Source organism: Oleiphilus sp. HI0043 (assembly GCF_001634935.1).
The window spans coordinates 1-17,889 of sequence record NZ_LWEY01001345.1 but is presented as its reverse complement, the minus strand read 5'-3'; the positions used below and the strand labels follow the sequence as shown (position 1 = coordinate 17,889).

Genomic DNA, 17,889 nt, shown 5'->3' with positions numbered 1-17,889 from the left:
CATGTCAGTCGTCGTTATAAAGTCAGAAACACCCGCTAATGTTGTAGAGCGATTCAAGCACCTCTTCCACACGCTCGATGCGAATAACTGCGATAGTGGAATCATTGAAGCAGTCTACGAACCAGACGTATTATTCGAAGATAGCTTTCATCGGATAGAAGGCGTAGCTAACTTTCAAGGGTACTGCGCGTCACTGTATCAGAACTTACTTTCCTGCCAGTTCACCTTCCATGACCAGTGGGTTACAGACAATGATGCCATGTTAAATTGGACCATGAAATATGCTCACCCGAAGCTAAATAAAGGCAGAATAATCACGATTGAAGGGGCAAGCCTAATACGTTTCAACGACAAAGTGCACTACCACAGAGACTACTTTGATGGCGGGCAATTGCTCTATGAGCACATACCGGTCATGGGGAAACTTATCCAAACTCTAAAATATTTTATGAAGTAGCAGGAGCCGACAATGCTGAATGATATTGAACGTATTTGGGTAATTGGTGCTAGCACCGGGATTGGAAAAGCGCTCGTCACCGCCTTGGCGAAGTTTGATAAATCAATCATAGCAAGCGCTCGCTCAGAAGATAAACTAGACGCGTTGTGCGGACAGACACCATCAAAGTGCGAGCCACAAACGCTAGATATCACCAATGATAGTGCTTGCCAAGCCGTCGTAGAAAAGCTGCAAAGCACTTATCCGTCGATTGATATGGTCGTCGTGAACGCGGGTACGTGTGAGTATATCGATTCAGACGAAATTGATATGAGCAGTATCAAACGCGTGATGGACACCAATTTCACGGCCGCTGTTTCGACCATCAATGCAGCGCTGCCCCTGTTGCGCGAATCCGCCAAACAAGGAAAAACGCCAAAACTGGTCGTGATGTCGAGCAGCGTCACCTATCAAGCGCTTCCCAGAGCACATGTCTACGGCGCTTCAAAAGCGGCACTACGATATTTTACCGAGTGCTTAAAAATAGATTTACAGCAAGAAGGCATTGACGTTCATCTAGTGAGTCCGGGGTTTGTCAAAACACCTTTAACCGATCTCAATGATTTTCCAATGCCACTACTCATGGAACCCGAAGAAGCTGCCAGTCGAATTATTTCCGGACTTGAAAGAGGCATTTTCGACATACATTTTCCGCAACGATTTACTCGAACATTGAAGCTGATCTCTTTGTTACCTGATCATCTTCGCTTTTCTTTACTTGCCAAGTTATCGCGCAATGCATCTCAGGCCGATTCTTCTACAAGAACAACTCAGTCAATCGCGACGACAAACCCTCAGGATCACCAGCAATGAATCAGAACCCTTCTCACCAGCACCTTACAAACCAACGCATTGCGGTCATCGGATCAGGCATCGCGGGCCTGACGTCTGCCTATCTTTTGAGTAAGCGTCATGACGTTAGCTTATTCGAATCGAACGACTATATTGGCGGCCATACCCACACCGAACACGTACAATGCCAAGGCAAAAGCTACCCGGTGAATACAGGTTTTATCGTTTTTAATGACTGGACCTACCCTAACTTCATCAAACTAATGGACCAGCTAGGCGTTACAAGCGAAGATTCAGACATGAGCTTCAGTGTACGATGTGAAAACACTGACCTTGAATACAATGGCACCAACCTAAACAGCTTATTCGCGCAACGAAGTAACCTGTTCCGCCCTAAGTTTCTGAGGATGATAAGCGACATACTTAAATTCAACAAACAAACGGTTGAGAGCTTGGAAGCGGGTACACTCGACACTGAGCAAAGCCTAGGTGAATTCATTGAACAAAATGGCTATTCCGACGCGTTTAAAAACTATTATATTGTTCCAATGGGAGCGGCTATCTGGTCTGCATCTGTCGATGTAATGCTATCGTTTCCCTTAAAATTCTTTATTCAGTTTTTTAAGAATCACGGCATGTTAAGTGTCGATGATCGACCGCAGTGGAGGGTACTAACGAATGGTTCAGAGTCTTACATAGCACCGATTACACAGCGTTTTAAAGACAACATTCACCTTAACAGCAATATCATAAAGGTAACACGAAGCCCTAGCGAGGCGGCCATTACCTTTAGCGACCATTCTGTGCAGACCTTTGATCAGGTCATCTTTGCCTGCCATAGCGATCAAGCCTTACGGCTACTCGGCGATGTGTCTGAAAAAGAGAGCGAGATTCTTGGCGCAATCCCCTATCAGGACAACAGCGTCACTCTGCATACAGATACTCGCCTCATGCCTAAGAAAAAACTGGCCTGGGCGGCTTGGAATTATCATATTCCTCAGCGCGCTAATGATTGTGCCATGGTGACTTACAACATGAACATCCTGCAGAACTTCGACGACGCTCCCGAAACATTTCTAGTTACTCTAAACAGGACCAATGAAATAGACCCCAGCAAGATCATTCGCACGTTCAACTACAGCCACCCGGTCTTTAGCCAAGACGGCGTCAAAGCACAGGCGCGTCATCATGAAATAAGTGGTAACCCTGAGTCTGGTCATGGACGCACACACTATTGTGGTGCCTATTGGTTCAACGGCTTTCATGAAGATGGGGTCAATAGCGGACTTCGCGTCGCAGAGGCTTTCGGAGAAACACTCTAGTGAGCAAAATAAAGCACAGCTCAATATATAGAGGATCGATACGGCATCGTCGTTTCTTGCCCAAGAAACACCAGTTTCGCTACCCCTTGTTTATGCTCTATCTTGACTTAGACGAGTTAGAATCGCTGTGTAAATCGAAGTGGTACTGTTCACTCGAAAAGTTCAATATTGTCTCGTTTCGTCGCGATGATTATTACTCACCCGAATCGGGCGATTTAAAACAAGCCGTCATTAACAAAGTGACGAACAATCTCACCGAACAAGGTTTATCTGCGCCGGAAATTGAACACGTCAGAATGCTGTGCCACGCCCGCTATTTCAATGCAGTCTTTAACCCTGTCACCTTCTACTACTGTTTTGACAAAGCTAACAAGCTGGTTTCTATTTTGGCTGAAATCACCAACACCCCATGGGGTGAACGGCATGCTTATGTGCTACCCGTAGGTCAATCGGGAGAGTATGGCTCGTATGCCCTGAAAGCACAAAAATATCACCACTATGAGTTTCCCAAAGTTTTTCATGTTTCGCCGTTCAACCCTATGGATATGACCTATCACTGGACCTTTGATGAGCCAAACCAAGGGCTAAGAGTGCATATGGATAACACCCAGCGCGACGAACAAAACGAAAAGCACTTTGACGCCACGTTAGTGATGGAGCGATACGATTTCACAAACTATTTAGCCAGCACACTGATCCGATTTCCGTTTATGACCGTAAGAGTAAGCATGGGGATATATTGGCAAGCGTTAAAGCTATGGCTAAAGCGCATACAATTTTACGATCACCCTAACTTAAGCAAATAAGATAACAACGAATGCCCGTAAAGGAGACATCGAGATGAGTCCCACAAGCCTAGTGAGTCACGCCAAAAAGCAATCAAAATTCAGTGTAAGTAGCGTCGCCCGAAAACTCGTACATAAGCAGCTACAAAAACTGCACACGGGGACAATTGTCATTGTTGAACCAGGCGCACGTACACTCTTCGGAGAACCACTTTCTCCCAATGACCCGCTTTATTCCGAGCTACATATTCTTGATGAAAATTGTTATCTAGATATTATGACGGGCGGCAGCATAGGCGCGGCAGAAGCCTATATGTCAGAAGACTGGAGCTCACCGGATCTAACTAAACTAGTGCAAGTCATGGTCCAGAACCGTGATATTCTAGATCAAATGGAAGGCGGCTTCGCCCTGCTATCCCGGCCCTTAACTAAAGCCTTTCACCTCTGGAACCAAAATACCGAAAAAGGCTCCAAGCGAAATATCGCTGCGCATTACGACCTGGGTAATGATTTATTTAAGACCTTCCTGGACCCGACAATGATGTATTCCTCTGGCATCTTCCCTAGCGAACAGGCAAGCATGGAAGAGGCATCACAATACAAGCTTAAGACTATCTGTGAAAAACTAAACCTATCTGAATCTGACCATGTGGTTGAAATTGGCTCTGGCTGGGGCGGGTTTGCCATCTATGCTGCCAAGCACTATGGCTGCAAAGTCACCACCACCACGATCTCTGATAAACAACATGAGTTAGCACAAACACGGATCAGCGAAGCAGGCTTAAGCGATAAAATCACACTTCTAAAGCAAGACTATCGTGAGCTAGAGGGGCAATTCGACAAGCTCGTTTCAATAGAAATGATCGAAGCGGTTGGCTGGCAATACTATGACACCTTTTTCGCGACTTGCGCCTCACTGTTGAAACCAAATGGCGCGATGCTGATTCAAGCCATCACAATTGAAGACCAGCGTTTCGAGTACGCCAAACGCAACGTCGATTTTATTCAGCGTTATATCTTTCCTGGTAGTTGTATTCCTTCAATTCAGGCTCTCACTAGCTCATCGATGAAGGCCAGCGACCTACGACTCGTTTATCAAGAGGACTTTGCGGAACACTACGCTAGAACACTGCTAGCATGGTTGGATTCATTTAATAAAGCCTCAGCGACCATCACAGAGCTAGGCTATAGCAAAGAATTTAAACGTATGTGGGAGTTCTACCTCTGCTACTGCGCAGGAGGTTTCAAAGAGCGCTCTATCGGCGTATCTCATATGTTATTCGCTAAACCAGGTTATAGAAACGAGCCCCTGTCTCGCATATAAGGCAGTGATAAGCGATATAGCCAACCACACCATTAAGGAGTCTACTCAATGTCTCGGGAACAACTAAATAGGCTCCTCAATGCGGTGTTATTCCAAAGCTGTTGGTTTCTGGCAATTTTATCAGATTGGTACCTGGCGCTCTGCGCATTCGCCTTGCTATTAGTGCATTTCGTTCGAACAAACGCATCGACTCACAACTCATTAAAACTCTTGTATATCGCGTGTATCGGCATTCTGATCGACAGCTTGCTTATGCATCTAGGCGTTTACCAGTTTCCGAACCCCGAGTTAAGAACCAACGATTTTATAATTCCCTTGTGGTTAATCATAATGTGGTGTGCGTTTACGCTCACACTGCTTTCGTCGCTGCAATGGTTTTTAGCCAAGCCATATTTTTTCATCTGCTTATGTTGCATTTCCGGACCCGCTTCATACCTGGCAGGCCGTCACTTCGGCGCGCTTCACTTTGCAGACGCCTCCCTTATTTTCATCATCCTAGAATGGTTCGTAGTCGGAGTTCTGTGTACTGCAATCTTCCCCTCTTCACCAAAGGAGGATCTGCCAGCCCAAGGAGGCAAATATGCAAGCTATTAGCAGTTTCTCAATTGCCAGTTTCTTTGTGCTCTCTTCGCTTTGCGCTCAGCTACAAGCTGCGCCAAGCGATATCAAAGTCGTTCAGTTTGAGGGCAAAGCGTATTCGCTAGACAGTGACGAGTTGCTGTACTCAGAGCACCACTATATAAACCTCAATCGATCAAATCAGTATGACAATGCATATGTCGAATACAAGGCGCCAGACGGAGAGGTCTTTGCGAAGAAAGATCTGGATTTCTCGAAGCATAAATTAATACCCGACATGAGCTTTATCGACCTCCGCTCGAATCAAACAAGTCTTCTGACCAAAACTGACAATCAGGTAAAGATTGAACACATCAAAAAGAAAGACCTGCAGCATGAAACGATAAGCATTGATAACAGCAAGCGCATTGTCGCCGATGCAGGCTTTGATCGTTTGGTCATCAAATATTGGCAGCACTTGCTAGCGGGAAAGAAGATCAAATTTGAAATCCTGTCGCTTGATCGGTCTGAGTTAATTGGTTTCAAACTAGAGACTGTTGATATTAATGAAGAGCGCTTGCAACTATCCATTAAGCCGCAAAGCTGGCTAATCGGACTAGTGATGGACCCGATTTACCTGCACTATGAACGGTCCTCAAAACGTTTATTGGAATACAAAGGGCTGACCAACATCCTAAGAGAAAAGAACGGCGAGTTAAAAACAGATAATTATGTGGCGCATATTAAATACCATTACTTCTGAGTTCAATTCTTCTATTGGTTGGCAAGCGCTGCTTGACGTCCGCTAAGTGCCAAAAGCAGGCCTTGGTACTTCTCTCAGCTTTGGCTGAATATTACTGATACGAACTTTTATCCCAGTATCAAAAAATGGTGAATAGCGGTCATAAGAATCGAGCCTATTTTCCTCGAAACCTTACATTACTTAAAACAGGAAAGCAGACCTTTAGCTTTTGATGGTGCCTAGGTCAGGTTCTAAAAAATAGCTACCTCGAGCGTTTTATTAGTATCCTTTAACTCCAAAGGCATGATTCGCAGCACGGATCGACAATGGAAAATGACCGCTCTGCCCAAACTCCAGCCCTAGATTTGAGATAGTTATGCTAATTTTGTACAAGTTGAACTCCGAAATTTTAGTCTCTAATACAAATCCATTTGATACCCATACATCGTATTAAACCTTTTGGTTGATAAACTCATTAACTCCATGACGAAGAAGATGATGATAGAAAAGCATCGCGTCGCTCGGCGGAGCTTTTCGACAGGTCCCGTGGTAGCGGCTTATGAACTCAAGGTGGACGCGGGGGAGGTGCGGAGAGATAACGCTCAAGTCGCTCTGGCGGCAAAATTGGATGCCCTGCACGAGTCTCTTGTCTCGCTCCCACCAGTACCTTTGCTTACCGACGATCCGACAGAGAGCAGCCGTAAAAGCAGCAGTCCACTGTTACTGGCACGATCCATGGCATCCGCCCAGTCCTTTCTTCGAAAGAAGTTCCATTTGTGGTCTTTTGGTCCACCACCGCGGGGCATTTACATTCATGGACCGGTCGGGGTCGGTAAGAGTTTTCTAATGGATCTCTTTTACGCGTCGGTTAATGTTCCTGATGATGATTCTCGCTGTAATAATTCCAGCCACAAACACGCAAAAATTACCAAACGCCGCGTCCACTTTCATGAATTCATGCTAGACGTCCATCATCGAATCTTTGTCTACAAAAAGAAGCACCCACGGGGTGATGCTATTCCCATCATTGCGAAACAATTGGCACAAGAAGCCCAACTCCTCTGTTTCGATGAATTTCAAGTGACAGACGTTGCCGATGCCATGATTTTGAAAAGACTGTTTTTATTATTATTGGATTGGAATGTCGTGGTAGTGGCCACCTCGAATCGCTCCCCCGATGCCTTGTATAAGGGAGGCATTAACCGATCCCTTTTTATGCCATTCATAGACATGTTAAAACACACGTTCGACATTTTTTCCATGGAGGGTTCCACTAAGGATTATCGACTCGAAACTCGAGCGGATGGTCAATCCTATTTTTGGTCAAACAAGGATGTTCATGGCGATAATAATAGTAATAACAACACGCAGGCGAAGTTGGAAGAAATATTTGGTGGCACTGCATCCGGAACTGAGGCTGAGGTCATTCAAGTTCGCTTCGGTCGCACCGTCCAGGTCGCCCGATTGAATGACCGGTGCGCCTGGTTTGACTTTTCCGAGTTGTGCTACCAACCGCTCGGCGCGGCCGATTATCTTTCCCTCTGCGACCGATTTCCGGTCCTCATTATGGACAGCGTCCCCCAATTGGGCGCCAACCACCTCAACGAAGCGCGACGATTCGTGAACCTCATTGACGCGTGTTATGAATCTCGCACCCGCTTGGTGCTAGCGGCACAAGTCCCGCTCGACGAATTATTTGTCGATTTTGAAGCGCAAGTCGAAAGCAGAGATGGAGATGTAGAATTGTTTGTCAGTGAGAAGGGGGGAAACTCGAGTTCCTTTGCGACGACCATGATTCGCACCAAAGAGGGGGAACATTTGGAGTGGTCGGCGACGGGTCTAATTGGCGTGTCACTGGCACAATTCTCGTCCGCCAATGATCTCGCCTTTTCCTTTCGACGAGCCGCGTCTCGATTGGTAGAAATGGGTGGAAAGAAATGGGGGCGGCAATGACGACTGTGGAGAGGCTGAATTAAGTGGCTAAAGACCTTGTGAATGTCAGCTTCGCGGACGTTTAGGCCCTTAGAACTGACTTCTTGTGTTGATGTCGTGTCGAGGCAGCATTGTGCCTGGGCCTACTATTGAAGATTGATGCCAGTTTGACCTGATTGTCATAGAAATTCAGACACTGATTATTCTAGCTTTGGAGTTAAAGCAGTCATTCCTTATAGTATATTCTCTAAGAATCGAGTGCGTATTTGGTCTATATCACCATTTTTTTGCATTTTACGAAGCACTTTATCTAAAGGTTCAACTATATTGAGATTATTTTTATGCAAGTAATGATAAAGCTTTTCTGAATATAAGACTGGGCTGACAATTTTAACGTTCTCGAAGGGTTCGGTTAGGAGAGCCTTCAACGCGTTAGTTTCAGGCAGTAAAGTGTATTTAACTCTCCCCAGAGCGACCATACTGAGAGCTTGATTGGTGTTAACAACAAAAGTGCACTGGATTTTATTATCTTCAACCAGCTTTTCTACTAACTTGACTCCTTTTACGCAAACAACGTCATGCCCAAGATCTTTAATCTTGCTTACTCTTTCGCTACTGTGTTTTCCAAGAGCAATTATATTAATCATATTGATTGCGGTAGGTACTGCATTTAAGTTGGGGTAGCTTGAATGCAGGTTGCCAATACGTGATACCTCCCCATCGAACATACCCATATTCGCAGACAATAAAGAGCGAACATTTGGAAGTCTATGGATTTCTACTTGATAACCGATCTTGTTGTATGCTTTTTTCAATACTTGGACTGATATGTCCTGAACAAAGGCATTTTCTGGAGCAGTCAATGCAATCACAGATTGAGGGTGCGCATTCGTGAACCCTAACGAAAATATGGCAAACAATAATAGCTTGGCAGCCAAATTCTTAATGATTTGATATTTCATAAGAAATGATATCCTTTCGCTTCAGGCATCCTCTAAGGTTAGCAATGTAATATGAAACCTGCCAATAACCAATCAATTCAAATGATCTGCAGATGAAACAAGTCAATTATGATCTGCCCATCACTTAGCGGTATCTGTTTATACGAAAGAGTTGCTTTTGCTTATTTTGAATCATTTAGCCAACGATCAAACTGGCTGTTTTATCCGTATCTAAATTGCGCACCTGAAAGGTGACTTAGCGGACTATAAGGAATCACGAGAGTTCAGCTCCTCCTTCCAAGCAGACAAACTTAGATATCCGTTAGCGGGAAATTTTAGATCTCAATAAGATATTCTGAGCCCTCATGAGATACCAATACCGCCAAAGCAGCACAGCAATGAGCGCTTCAAGAACAGCCATTCCTAACAAGCTTGTGTCTGAGCTGAAAAGCGGCAAAGCGATCAACCTAAAGCCTATTAGCCCTGTCGATACTATCGCTGCGAAAAAGACGGCGCCTTCCAAGTAAGGCTTGTAAAATGATGACAGTATCATTGCACAACCGATCCCTACTTGAAGCCCTCCATAGACAGAAAAGAATTCGGCAAGCCCCATCTCACTCTGAAAGTTTATCCCCAAGAAACTGGCGGACAATGTGGGATTTATCGCACACCACAGGCCCGAGGCAAGATATAAGATGCCAACGATTCGATAAGATGTATCGTAAAGTCGGGTAGATAACTTAGTTGTGGTCACTTAGAGTCCTCCATGGACGGCCTTCACAAACCATATAGTTTCCACAGTTTTTTGTACAGCCACGGCAAGGTAAGCGCGCCGCCTTATTTCCTTTATGTGTGCCGGGTTTAACCTGAAACTTACGCTCTTTCATCATATTGCCCTATATGGATTCATTAGAGTTCAAGACAAGACATTGGAATAGTGGTCAAAACGATTTACGAGCAGAACGCCTCAATAGATCACAATTGGCTTAGATTAAGCTCAATAGAGATTAGATATATACCGGCGCGATGTCTCAGCCGGGAGAAAGCGAGTCGTGCGTCTTTTGCCTCGCTCAAAACGAAAAAAACCCACACTAAACAGTGTGGGTATCAATACGCAACTAGGGTAGAAAAAGTGGCTTACTCAGCGAATACAAACTCACTCGCTACAGGGTAGTGATCTGACAAGTCCCAAGTGGTCCAGTGATCCCATTCAATACTACGAGGCGTCAGCATCTTGTTATGAGAATAAACTGGCGCTTGATGCTCGTTTGAATACAACACATAGTCTAAGTACTCATTGTATTGATCATCCGCATAAACATTCACAGGGCCTGCGTAAGAGTAAGGGTACTCGCCTAACGCTGTAGGTTCTGTTGCATTCATAAGCGATAAAAAGTCTACGTGCTCTTGTGGGAAGTTCACCTTATCGACGTTGAAATCTCCCGCCATCAGTACAGGTTGATCTGATGGGATGTTCTTGCTATCTACAAAACCTTTTAGCTGCGCTAGCTGAGAAAATCGAACCGCAATATCATCTGCTGTCGTGTAGGCATGCGTGTGGGTTCCAAACAGGTTATAGATTTTCCCACCCTTATCAATTTTCGCATAGTTCATGCCCTTAGACGCTAAGCAACCATCTGCTCGACATGCATCATAGACAACATCATCGTGATCAATAATCGGGTGACGACTCGCAATGAAAGAGCCACCTGTCAGTAACTTACCAAGCTTGAATGGAATGTCTGTCAGGTAAGGATATTCCTCACTGATCTTGCTTCTAAAATGTGCTGTCAGAACCGGGTCAAAAAGCTCCTGAAATACAACTGCATCGTAGCCTTTTACAAGCTCTGCGATGGTATCCAGGCGAGGATGTGTATTCTTTGAGGTAATACCGGGTAGCAGGTTCCAAACGTTATAGGTCAAAACCTTGAAGTTGTTATTGCTCTCTTCGCGCGTTTCTAGCTCAAAGTCGTTATCAATGACGTAGTGAATGTCATCACCTGAAACACGTGCGTATTCAGAACGATACGCTAGCGTAGAGGCCTTGCCATCGAAGTCTCGTGCAATCGTATGAATGTCACGATCATATTGCCAAGGGTCGTTCTCTGCAGACAACCACATGTAGCTGAAATTCCAATCCCTTGTGCATCAGTAATTGGGATATGGCGAATCCCCTTGTTACTCATAAGTTCCCTAGCATCCAACACTGAATGATGTTTACTTAGGGTGGTCACCTCTGTCGTCATAATATCTTCAAGACTAATCATTTAATGCTCCTGACTTAAATACGATTGTTTTGTTAGGAGCATAGTTCACTGCTATCAGAAGTGGCACTGTCAAATCCTTAGCGTTTGATATGGATCAATTTGAGCACCTTACATTTGATAGAGACCTTGATAGTGGCTGAACCTTAAATTCTCTCCTAAACTGAAAGCAAGGGATTGTCAGACAGTTTAAGCAAATAGAGAGGCAAGTATGAATAAGAAAGCTGGTCGACAAGCACAAGAACGAAGACGTTGTCATCGCTATGATTCATCTAATATTTCTATCACCTTGAAATCTCAATCATCCTCAGCACCAAGCGACAATAATAAATTGAACATAGTCGACTTTAATCGATATGGTCTCGCCCTATGCAGTGACCATAGTTTTAGAGTTGGCGATACATTGAGCTTGATGCTGTCTGACCAGTCAGGCCATGAGGTAAATGTAGAAGGTTTTGTTTGTAATCGCGCAACAAGTGATGAAGGGTTTCGTTGTGGATTACGCTTTGTTGAAAGCAATGCTCAAGGCCAAACTCTCATCACCGCTCTACTTGAAATGGAGCAAAAACTCGACAAGCTCGCATCTTAGAAAGCAAAAAAAAGCGTGCTTATTGACCCGCCACAGGTTCAATAAGCACGAAAAGAGGCATTACAAGTTCACTCACAACCAGGAACAACTTGCCTCTTGAAAAGGAGGTAGTCACTCATTAATAAGCAACCGGCCCTAAAAACTTACTGCTAGCATCAGCATGCAAATCAGGATTCGATGCAGACTGAACCTTAAAAGTGATGGCATTGTTAGCCGTCTTAATTACATCGGGTGATACTTCAACAGTTACAGGCACTTCCTTTAACTCTCCTGGCCCCGCTTCCACTGTGTTCACTGACATATTCAGCGCGATATCACCTTCAACTGACAGGCGGTAGCTCACTGGCGTCTCAAGCTTATTCACCAGTTTCAAGGTGTAGTTATTCTCAATCATCCCCATACCGTTTTCGTAATATAATGCACCCCGATCCCTTAACACTGAAAGCTCAGCTAAAGGCCGAGTGATCAGGAAGGATGAGAACACCCCAACAACCACCAGCATCAGAACACCATAGCCTATTGAACGGCTATCAATCATTTTCGGGCGCTCACCTTGTTCAAATTCTTTTTCAGAAGCGTAGCGAATTAGCCCGGTCTCATACTTAAGCTTGTTCATCACACTGTCGCAAGCATCCACACACAAGGCACAGCCAATGCATTCATACTGAAGACCATCACGAATATCGATACCGGTCGGGCAAACCTGCACACATAAACTGCAGTCGACACAGGCTCCCAGGCTCGACTTTGGCTGCGCCCGAGAAGGCTTGCCTCTCGGTTCTCCGCGCGCCTTGTCGTAGCCGACGATCATGGTATTCTCATTAAACATTACGGACTGAAAGCGTGCATAAGGGCACATATAGATACACACTTGCTCACGCATCCAACCAGCATTGATGTAGGTTGCTACCGTAAAAAAGCCAACCCAGAATATCGCCCACCCGCTGACAACAGACAGCGTAAAAACATCAGCAATCAATTCTCTAATCGGATAAAAATAACCAACAAAGGTAAGCCCGGTCGCAAAAGCTAATGCCAGCCAGCTTAAGTGCTTAGCGCTTTTCTTAATCAGTTTTTCAAGATCCCACTTGTTTTTATCCAACTTGATTCGCTTGTTTCGGCTTCCTTCAAACAAATCCTCAAGCCACATAAACATAAATGACCAAACCGTTTGCGGGCAACTATAGCCACACCAAACACGACCAAAAAGAGAGGTAATAAAGAACAGACCAAAGGCGCAAATAATTAATGCAAAAGCCAGTAAGGTAAAGTCCTGAGGCCAGAAGACGGCACCAAATAAATGAAATTTACGCTCACTCAAATCAAACAAGATAAGCGGTTTGCCATCATAATTTACCCAAGCTAGAACAAAGTACATTGCTAACAGCAAGGTAAGCGAACGCTTACGCACTGTTTGGAAAAAACCGGTGATCTTTCGAACATAAATCTTTTCACGCGAAGCATAAAGCTCATGTTCGACAGTCTTATCTTTCTGTTTCGCTTCACTATCAGAGACATCCACAACCGGGATAGTTGAAGTCATATAGCTACCTTTTGTTTGCCTCTCTTCAGGCTGATTAATTACTGACAATCAAAACACTTTAGAGAATTTATAGTTCAATTTAAGAAAACTATTGCAACACTTAGGCCAAGCACCTAAAAAACAAATAAAGCTTTGTTTTTATTAAAAATTTACAGAGGAACAGGTGTTCAAAAGAAGGATTAAAAAACGACATTAAGACACGATATTTCGCCATAAAGCGATATATCGCGCCCACATTTAAATTTAGAAAAACTAAACCTTAAGCACTAACACCAAGCTTTTTCATCTTGGAACGAAGGGTACTTGGTGGCAAATCAAGCAATTCAGCAGCTCCTTGCTTTCCCGCTATCATACCGCCAGTCTGTCTCAGCGCCTCTTTAATATGGTTTGCTTCCGCCTCTTTAAGCGTCACCAAGACGGCTGCATGGGAGTTTCTTCGTTTTTTAGGTGCAGAAGGGATGGGGGCAACATCAAGAATAGGTGGCGTACAAACAATCGCAGCCCGCTCGATGACGTTTTGAAGCTCTCTGATATTGCCAGGCCAATCATAATCACACAACTGCTGTAAGGCCGCTGGGGAAATATGCGTGAAATTTTTTGCTAACCTTAAATTCAGAGCATTCAGAATATGCTCTACAAGTAAAGGAATGTCCTCTTTTCGCTGGCGTAAACTAGGTGCCTGAATAGGAAAAACGCTAAGCCGATAATACAGGTCATTACGAAATTCACCCTGCTCTAGCATATCAGCCATATTACGATTGGTCGCGGCGATAACCCGAACATCAACATGCAAAGTTTCACTACTGCCTAAGCGTTCAAACTCTCCCTCCTGGAGAACCCTTAGCAATTTTACTTGAATATCCAAAGGCAGCTCGCCCACCTCATCAAGAAAAATTGTACCGCCATCAGCCAATTCAAAACGGCCAATGCGCTGTTTCACTGCGCCAGTAAAGGCCCCTTTTTCATGGCCAAACAACTCGCTTTCAACCAGGTTCGGCGCAATAGCACCACAGTTAACTTTTACTAAAGGACGGTCTCGACGACGGCTAGCGCCGTGAATAGACCTCGCGATCAACTCTTTACCCGTGCCGCTTTCCCCTTGAATTAATACAGACGAGTCGGTGGGTGCAACATGCTCGATCTGCGTATGAATCTGATCAAGAGCAGGCCCCTGGCCAATCATCTTGGCGTAGTTATGCTGAGACTGGATCTCATCCATCAGGTAGCGATTCTCGGCCTGTAATTGCTCCTTCAATTCTTCTACCTGACGCAGCGCAGACTTTAACTCCCGCTCTGAGCGTTTCCGTTCCGAGATATCCTTAAACACAATCACAGCACCGACTATCTCACCCTCATGCTCAATAGCTGTTGCGATATACTCTACAGGAAACTGCGAACCGTCTTTGCGCCAAAAAACCTCATTATCGACTTCACGCTGAACACCGTCTTTTACTGTTTGATAGACAGGGCAAGTATGCACTGGGTAATGACGACCATCTTCATGGGAATGATGATGAAACTCATGAACTATTTTGCCAATAAGGTCTTCTTCCAGCCACCCGGTCATTCGTTCGGCGGCTGGATTCACGAAAGTGGTTAAACCGTTTTTATCAAGACCGTAAACACCTTCACCAATAGACGTCAGGATAAGCTCGTAGCGTTTTTTCAGTGCATCCGATTCATTAGACATTTCGGTGAATGCCATAACTAGCCTCTCAACTTGCTCAAGTAGAAAGCTTAGGTTAACCCAATTCAAGCCAGCCGTCTTCAGTCCACTCAATAAAGCTCAATTGATCTAAAGCAAGGCTCGCCTCTAGCAAGCCTGATACGCTCATAGTTATTAAAAAACAGCTATAAACAAAGTAGTTATAAGCAAGATAGTCAGTAGTAAAATAACAACGACAGAGGCTAGAGCTCTATGCGCTATTTCCATGCACCGCTTTCCTTCGTATTATTACTCTCATCAACATTCCTTGCGACCGTCACGCAAAGCAATGAATTGAAACCACTAACGATGTGCGTGTTTGACTTCGTCGGCAACGATGGCCCCATCCATAAAGAAATGAAAGAGTACAAGATTGACGCGGTTCGCTGGGGTGTTGACCTTTCATTCAAGCTCTATACCGATGACCGGGTCGCCTCAGAAGAATTCAAAAATGGCGTATGCGACATGCTCAACCTGCCAGGCATTCGGGCACGTGAATACAATGATTTTACCGGCTCTCTAAACGCTTTAGGCGCGCTGCCAACCTATGAACATCTAGGCATGGCTATTAAATCGATAAGCAGCCCGAGAGGTGCAAAGATTATGCGCAAAGGGGATTACGAAATCGTCGGTATTGCGCCCATTGGCGCTGTATTCTTATTTGTAAATGATAAGAACATTCATGCCCCGAAAGACCTGTCAGGAAAGCGTATTACCGTGCTCGATAACGCCCCGGAGACCGCACATATCGCAACTCGAATAGGTATGACACCCGTCGCATCTGGCATTCGTAATGCCCTGCAAAAATTTAACAACCGCGCCGTCGATGTCACCGGAGCACCTGCCCTGGCATATGAACCAATGGAGATGTACAAAGGCCTCGCGCCGAATGGAGGCATCATTAATTGGCCAAAGCTACAAATAACCATGCAACTGATCCTTCGCTGGAAAAAAGTACCTGAGGGCTTTGGTCAGAAATCTCGTGACCTGATGACAAATAAGTACCCGGCTCAAATTAAAAAAATTGTAGAAAGCGAGCAAACCATTCCTAAAAAGTACTGGATCAATATTTCCCAAGAAACCAAAGACAAATGGAACGAGTTCTTTAGAAAAAGCCGCATTGCGCTACGAGAAGAAGGCGTTTATAACCGCAAAGCCCTCACCTTGTTTAGAAAGATCCGCTGTAAGATGGATGCCAGCTTGGCGGAGTGTACATCCAAAGATAAGGAGTAAGCTCCCATTCGTTTGAGGCACTAGCTAACGGGCCTATTCTTAAGCGGTATCGCAAAAACTAAAAACCGCTCTTCAGCCCCGGCTGTTAAGGTATCAAACGGGTAGCAAGTCGCGAGTATCATCAAATTCTCAACCGATGGCTCCAATTCCGGGAGTAACCAATTCTGGTTAACCACCTCCGTATTAATAATTTGATAGTCACTGCGCTTGCCATCTGCAGTTGTAATCACAAACACATCATTTAACTTCAGATCTTTTAAAAACCTGAAATGGGTGTCTCGATGGCCACTCAAAATACTAAAATCTAAACCCAGGCCACCATCGACATAATCATTCATACCCGGCCCAAACGCTAATACTCGCCCGCTATCACCATGAAGTACGACTTGTTGAACACCAAGGCTGGGCACACTTAGCTCTGCAACCGGCCAGGTGTCAGCCCAGGGCCAGGGGCGAACTCGCTCTTCGCCTAGCAAAGTTCGCGACCAAGCCTGTTCGATCAAATACTGACTTAACCAGGCTTTAGCCGCTATTTTGGCACCACTACCAAGCTGAACAATTGCCGTGAGCGATAGGGCGATTAGCAATACAAACAGTAAAGATTTCTTTAGCATAGCGCCTTCCCTTTTCGCTTAGTCATGCCTTTCGATAGATATAACAACACCGTCACCAACAAAAGCGCCACCAAGCCGACATAAAGCTGAAACCAAAGACCACTAGAGGTCTGCGCGAGTCGTAGCGTTTGCGCCCTGTTAAGCCCCGCAAGCTTGCCCTGTGCCCAGCCTTCTGGAAGATTAGCGGGAATCTTTTGATGTTCCATCGCCACACCTGACCTTTGTGGAGTAACATCTACAGCAACCAGACTGGTAAACTTACTCACCAGACGATGCTCAAGTGCCAAGTCAGTCATCTCTTTCTGCAAGAGCGCTTTATGCTCAGGTTCAGACTCACGATAGAGCGTTAGTAAATGCTCAATCTTTCTTCGCGCCCACTCGATGGCGATACCTTTTTGTCTAGCATCCGCTATATCAGCCTCTAAAAACTGCCTCTGTAGCGATAGCCGCATATAGACATCGCGTCCGGCAATTTTCCCGGACAGCGTCGCATATTCAGGCATATGCTCTGCTCTAAATGCTGCATACAAAGGCTCACCTGCGTAGACATCGGGTAAGGGGCTCGGAAGCATCTCGACCTCATAACCCTGGAAGTCTATCGACACATCACTTAGGGCGGGTGCTGCCAGGCGAGTAAATAACTCGCTTATCCGATCTTCAACACTCTCTGGCTGAGAAATGTAAGTAAAAGAACCACGACCGGCCTGTGCTGCCTTGCGCATAAAGTAGCTGTTCGGGGCAGACCCTATACCCACCGTAAACAAACGACTATGGCCAAGCTCTTGCCGGATCATGGTAAACAGTTCCGCTTCGTTGCTGACAGCACCGTCGGTGATAAAGACAACTTGCCGAAGTGTCGACAGAGATTCCTCAGAACTTTGAAGCGCGATATTCAAGGCTGGTAGCATGTTAGTACCACCATTCGCATTGAGCTGATTCACTTTGTGTCTTGCGATTGATAAGTTACGAGCAGAAGCTTGCTGACTGATAGGAAACAAAGACATAGCACGATTGTTAAACCAGATCAGGTTAAAGAAGTCATCTTCTTC

The 17,889-nt window shown here is 45.1% G+C and carries 18 protein-coding genes; 11 read left to right on the top strand and 7 right to left on the bottom strand.

The features are described 5' to 3' along the window. Position 1 precedes the first annotated feature (1 nt). From A3729_RS18055 to zapE, 8 genes are all read left to right on the top strand, one after another. Complete coding sequence (locus A3729_RS18055) at positions 2-457, top strand: nuclear transport factor 2 family protein (RefSeq protein WP_082880545.1); 456 nt, start codon at positions 2-4, stop codon at positions 455-457. Positions 458-469: 12 nt separating this feature from the next. Then, on the top strand, positions 470-1,309 hold the full coding sequence (locus A3729_RS18050; RefSeq protein ID WP_068515403.1) for an SDR family oxidoreductase: 840 nt from the start codon (positions 470-472) through the stop codon (positions 1,307-1,309). Beyond that, positions 1,306-2,610, top strand: coding sequence for an NAD(P)/FAD-dependent oxidoreductase (locus tag A3729_RS18045; RefSeq protein ID WP_068515401.1), 1,305 nt, complete (start codon positions 1,306-1,308; stop codon positions 2,608-2,610). Before A3729_RS18050 ends, A3729_RS18045 begins: the two co-directional genes overlap by 4 nt. Beyond that, complete coding sequence (locus A3729_RS18040; RefSeq protein ID WP_068634162.1) at positions 2,610-3,416, top strand: DUF1365 domain-containing protein; 807 nt, start codon at positions 2,610-2,612, stop codon at positions 3,414-3,416. Before A3729_RS18045 ends, A3729_RS18040 begins: the two co-directional genes overlap by 1 nt. Positions 3,417-3,450: 34 nt before the next feature. Then, a complete protein-coding gene (locus tag A3729_RS18035) occupies positions 3,451-4,719 on the top strand; it encodes a cyclopropane-fatty-acyl-phospholipid synthase family protein (protein ID WP_068515394.1) in 1,269 nt (422 codons plus the stop codon). 48 nt (positions 4,720-4,767) lie between these two features. Next, a complete protein-coding gene (locus tag A3729_RS34660) occupies positions 4,768-5,313 on the top strand; it encodes a DUF2878 domain-containing protein (RefSeq protein WP_068515392.1) in 546 nt (181 codons plus the stop codon). Continuing rightward, positions 5,300-6,040, top strand: coding sequence for a hypothetical protein (locus tag A3729_RS18025; RefSeq protein WP_068553425.1), 741 nt, complete (start codon positions 5,300-5,302; stop codon positions 6,038-6,040). Before A3729_RS34660 ends, A3729_RS18025 begins: the two co-directional genes overlap by 14 nt. Before the next feature lie 438 nt (positions 6,041-6,478). Then, positions 6,479-7,972 (top strand): cell division protein ZapE, encoded by a 1,494-nt coding sequence (gene zapE, locus A3729_RS18020; RefSeq protein WP_197475904.1) that lies wholly within the window; start codon positions 6,479-6,481, stop codon positions 7,970-7,972. A 212-nt stretch (positions 7,973-8,184) separates the two neighbouring features. Here zapE and A3729_RS18015 read toward each other — a convergent pair whose 3' ends face one another. Continuing rightward, on the bottom strand, positions 8,185-8,913 hold the full coding sequence (locus A3729_RS18015; RefSeq protein WP_068634160.1) for an ABC transporter substrate-binding protein: 729 nt from the start codon (positions 8,911-8,913) through the stop codon (positions 8,185-8,187). A gap of 377 nt (positions 8,914-9,290) precedes the next feature. Between A3729_RS18015 and A3729_RS34265 the strand changes: the two genes are divergently transcribed. Then, positions 9,291-9,419: a hypothetical protein gene (locus A3729_RS34265; RefSeq protein ID WP_255374950.1), complete on the top strand. Its 129-nt coding sequence runs from the start codon at positions 9,291-9,293 to the stop codon at positions 9,417-9,419. A 610-nt stretch (positions 9,420-10,029) separates the two neighbouring features. Here the strand turns inward: A3729_RS34265 and A3729_RS18010 are convergent. After that, positions 10,030-11,013 (bottom strand): sphingomyelin phosphodiesterase, encoded by a 984-nt coding sequence (locus A3729_RS18010; protein WP_068553477.1) that lies wholly within the window; start codon positions 11,011-11,013, stop codon positions 10,030-10,032. Continuing rightward, a complete protein-coding gene (locus tag A3729_RS34655) occupies positions 10,923-11,138 on the bottom strand; it encodes a CBS domain-containing protein (RefSeq protein ID WP_197475903.1) in 216 nt (71 codons plus the stop codon). The genes A3729_RS18010 and A3729_RS34655 overlap by 91 nt, the downstream gene beginning before the upstream one ends. 229 nt (positions 11,139-11,367) lie before the next feature. On the opposite strand from A3729_RS34655, the gene A3729_RS18005 reads away from it, so the two are divergent. Further along, positions 11,368-11,745: a PilZ domain-containing protein gene (locus A3729_RS18005; RefSeq protein WP_068553478.1), complete on the top strand. Its 378-nt coding sequence runs from the start codon at positions 11,368-11,370 to the stop codon at positions 11,743-11,745. Between the two features lie 118 nt (positions 11,746-11,863). Here A3729_RS18005 and ccoG read toward each other — a convergent pair whose 3' ends face one another. Both ccoG and A3729_RS17995 read right to left on the bottom strand, forming a co-directional pair. Further along, positions 11,864-13,336 (bottom strand): cytochrome c oxidase accessory protein CcoG, encoded by a 1,473-nt coding sequence (gene ccoG, locus A3729_RS18000; protein WP_231872288.1) that lies wholly within the window; start codon positions 13,334-13,336, stop codon positions 11,864-11,866. 211 nt (positions 13,337-13,547) lie between these two features. After that, positions 13,548-14,993, bottom strand: coding sequence for a sigma-54-dependent Fis family transcriptional regulator (locus A3729_RS17995; RefSeq protein ID WP_231875519.1), 1,446 nt, complete (start codon positions 14,991-14,993; stop codon positions 13,548-13,550). A gap of 213 nt (positions 14,994-15,206) precedes the next feature. On the opposite strand from A3729_RS17995, the gene A3729_RS17990 reads away from it, so the two are divergent. Further along, positions 15,207-16,226: a putative solute-binding protein gene (locus A3729_RS17990; protein WP_068553479.1), complete on the top strand. Its 1,020-nt coding sequence runs from the start codon at positions 15,207-15,209 to the stop codon at positions 16,224-16,226. Positions 16,227-16,246: 20 nt separating this feature from the next. Here the strand turns inward: A3729_RS17990 and A3729_RS17985 are convergent, their stop codons facing one another. Both A3729_RS17985 and A3729_RS17980 read right to left on the bottom strand, forming a co-directional pair. After that, positions 16,247-16,840: a class GN sortase gene (locus A3729_RS17985; RefSeq protein WP_068634159.1), complete on the bottom strand. Its 594-nt coding sequence runs from the start codon at positions 16,838-16,840 to the stop codon at positions 16,247-16,249. Beyond that, positions 16,834-17,889 (bottom strand): hypothetical protein (locus tag A3729_RS17980; protein ID WP_231877463.1); only part of this gene is annotated, 1,056 nt, incomplete at its 5' end. The genes A3729_RS17980 and A3729_RS17985, both read right to left, overlap by 7 nt.

Excerpts from the sequence above, each read along its gene's own strand:
- A3729_RS18025 (WP_068553425.1), top strand. The coding sequence starts at position 5,300 with ATGCAAGCTATTAGCAGTTTCTCAATTGCCAGTTTCTTTGTGCTCTCT.
- A3729_RS18035 (WP_068515394.1), top strand. The coding sequence starts at position 3,451 with ATGAGTCCCACAAGCCTAGTGAGTCACGCCAAAAAGCAATCAAAATTC.
- A3729_RS18010 (WP_068553477.1), bottom strand. The coding sequence starts at position 11,013 with ATGTGGTTGTCTGCAGAGAACGACCCTTGGCAATATGATCGTGACATT.
- A3729_RS17990 (WP_068553479.1), top strand. The coding sequence starts at position 15,207 with ATGCGCTATTTCCATGCACCGCTTTCCTTCGTATTATTACTCTCATCA.
- A3729_RS18015 (WP_068634160.1), bottom strand. The coding sequence starts at position 8,913 with ATGAAATATCAAATCATTAAGAATTTGGCTGCCAAGCTATTATTGTTT.
- A3729_RS34655 (WP_197475903.1), bottom strand. The coding sequence starts at position 11,138 with ATGACGACAGAGGTGACCACCCTAAGTAAACATCATTCAGTGTTGGAT.
- A3729_RS34660 (WP_068515392.1), top strand. The coding sequence starts at position 4,768 with ATGTCTCGGGAACAACTAAATAGGCTCCTCAATGCGGTGTTATTCCAA.
- A3729_RS18045 (WP_068515401.1), top strand. The coding sequence starts at position 1,306 with ATGAATCAGAACCCTTCTCACCAGCACCTTACAAACCAACGCATTGCG.
- A3729_RS17995 (WP_231875519.1), bottom strand. The coding sequence starts at position 14,993 with ATGGCATTCACCGAAATGTCTAATGAATCGGATGCACTGAAAAAACGC.
- A3729_RS18050 (WP_068515403.1), top strand. The coding sequence starts at position 470 with ATGCTGAATGATATTGAACGTATTTGGGTAATTGGTGCTAGCACCGGG.
- A3729_RS34265 (WP_255374950.1), top strand. The coding sequence starts at position 9,291 with ATGAGCGCTTCAAGAACAGCCATTCCTAACAAGCTTGTGTCTGAGCTG.
- A3729_RS17985 (WP_068634159.1), bottom strand. The coding sequence starts at position 16,840 with ATGCTAAAGAAATCTTTACTGTTTGTATTGCTAATCGCCCTATCGCTC.
- A3729_RS18055 (WP_082880545.1), top strand. The coding sequence starts at position 2 with ATGTCAGTCGTCGTTATAAAGTCAGAAACACCCGCTAATGTTGTAGAG.
- A3729_RS18005 (WP_068553478.1), top strand. The coding sequence starts at position 11,368 with ATGAATAAGAAAGCTGGTCGACAAGCACAAGAACGAAGACGTTGTCAT.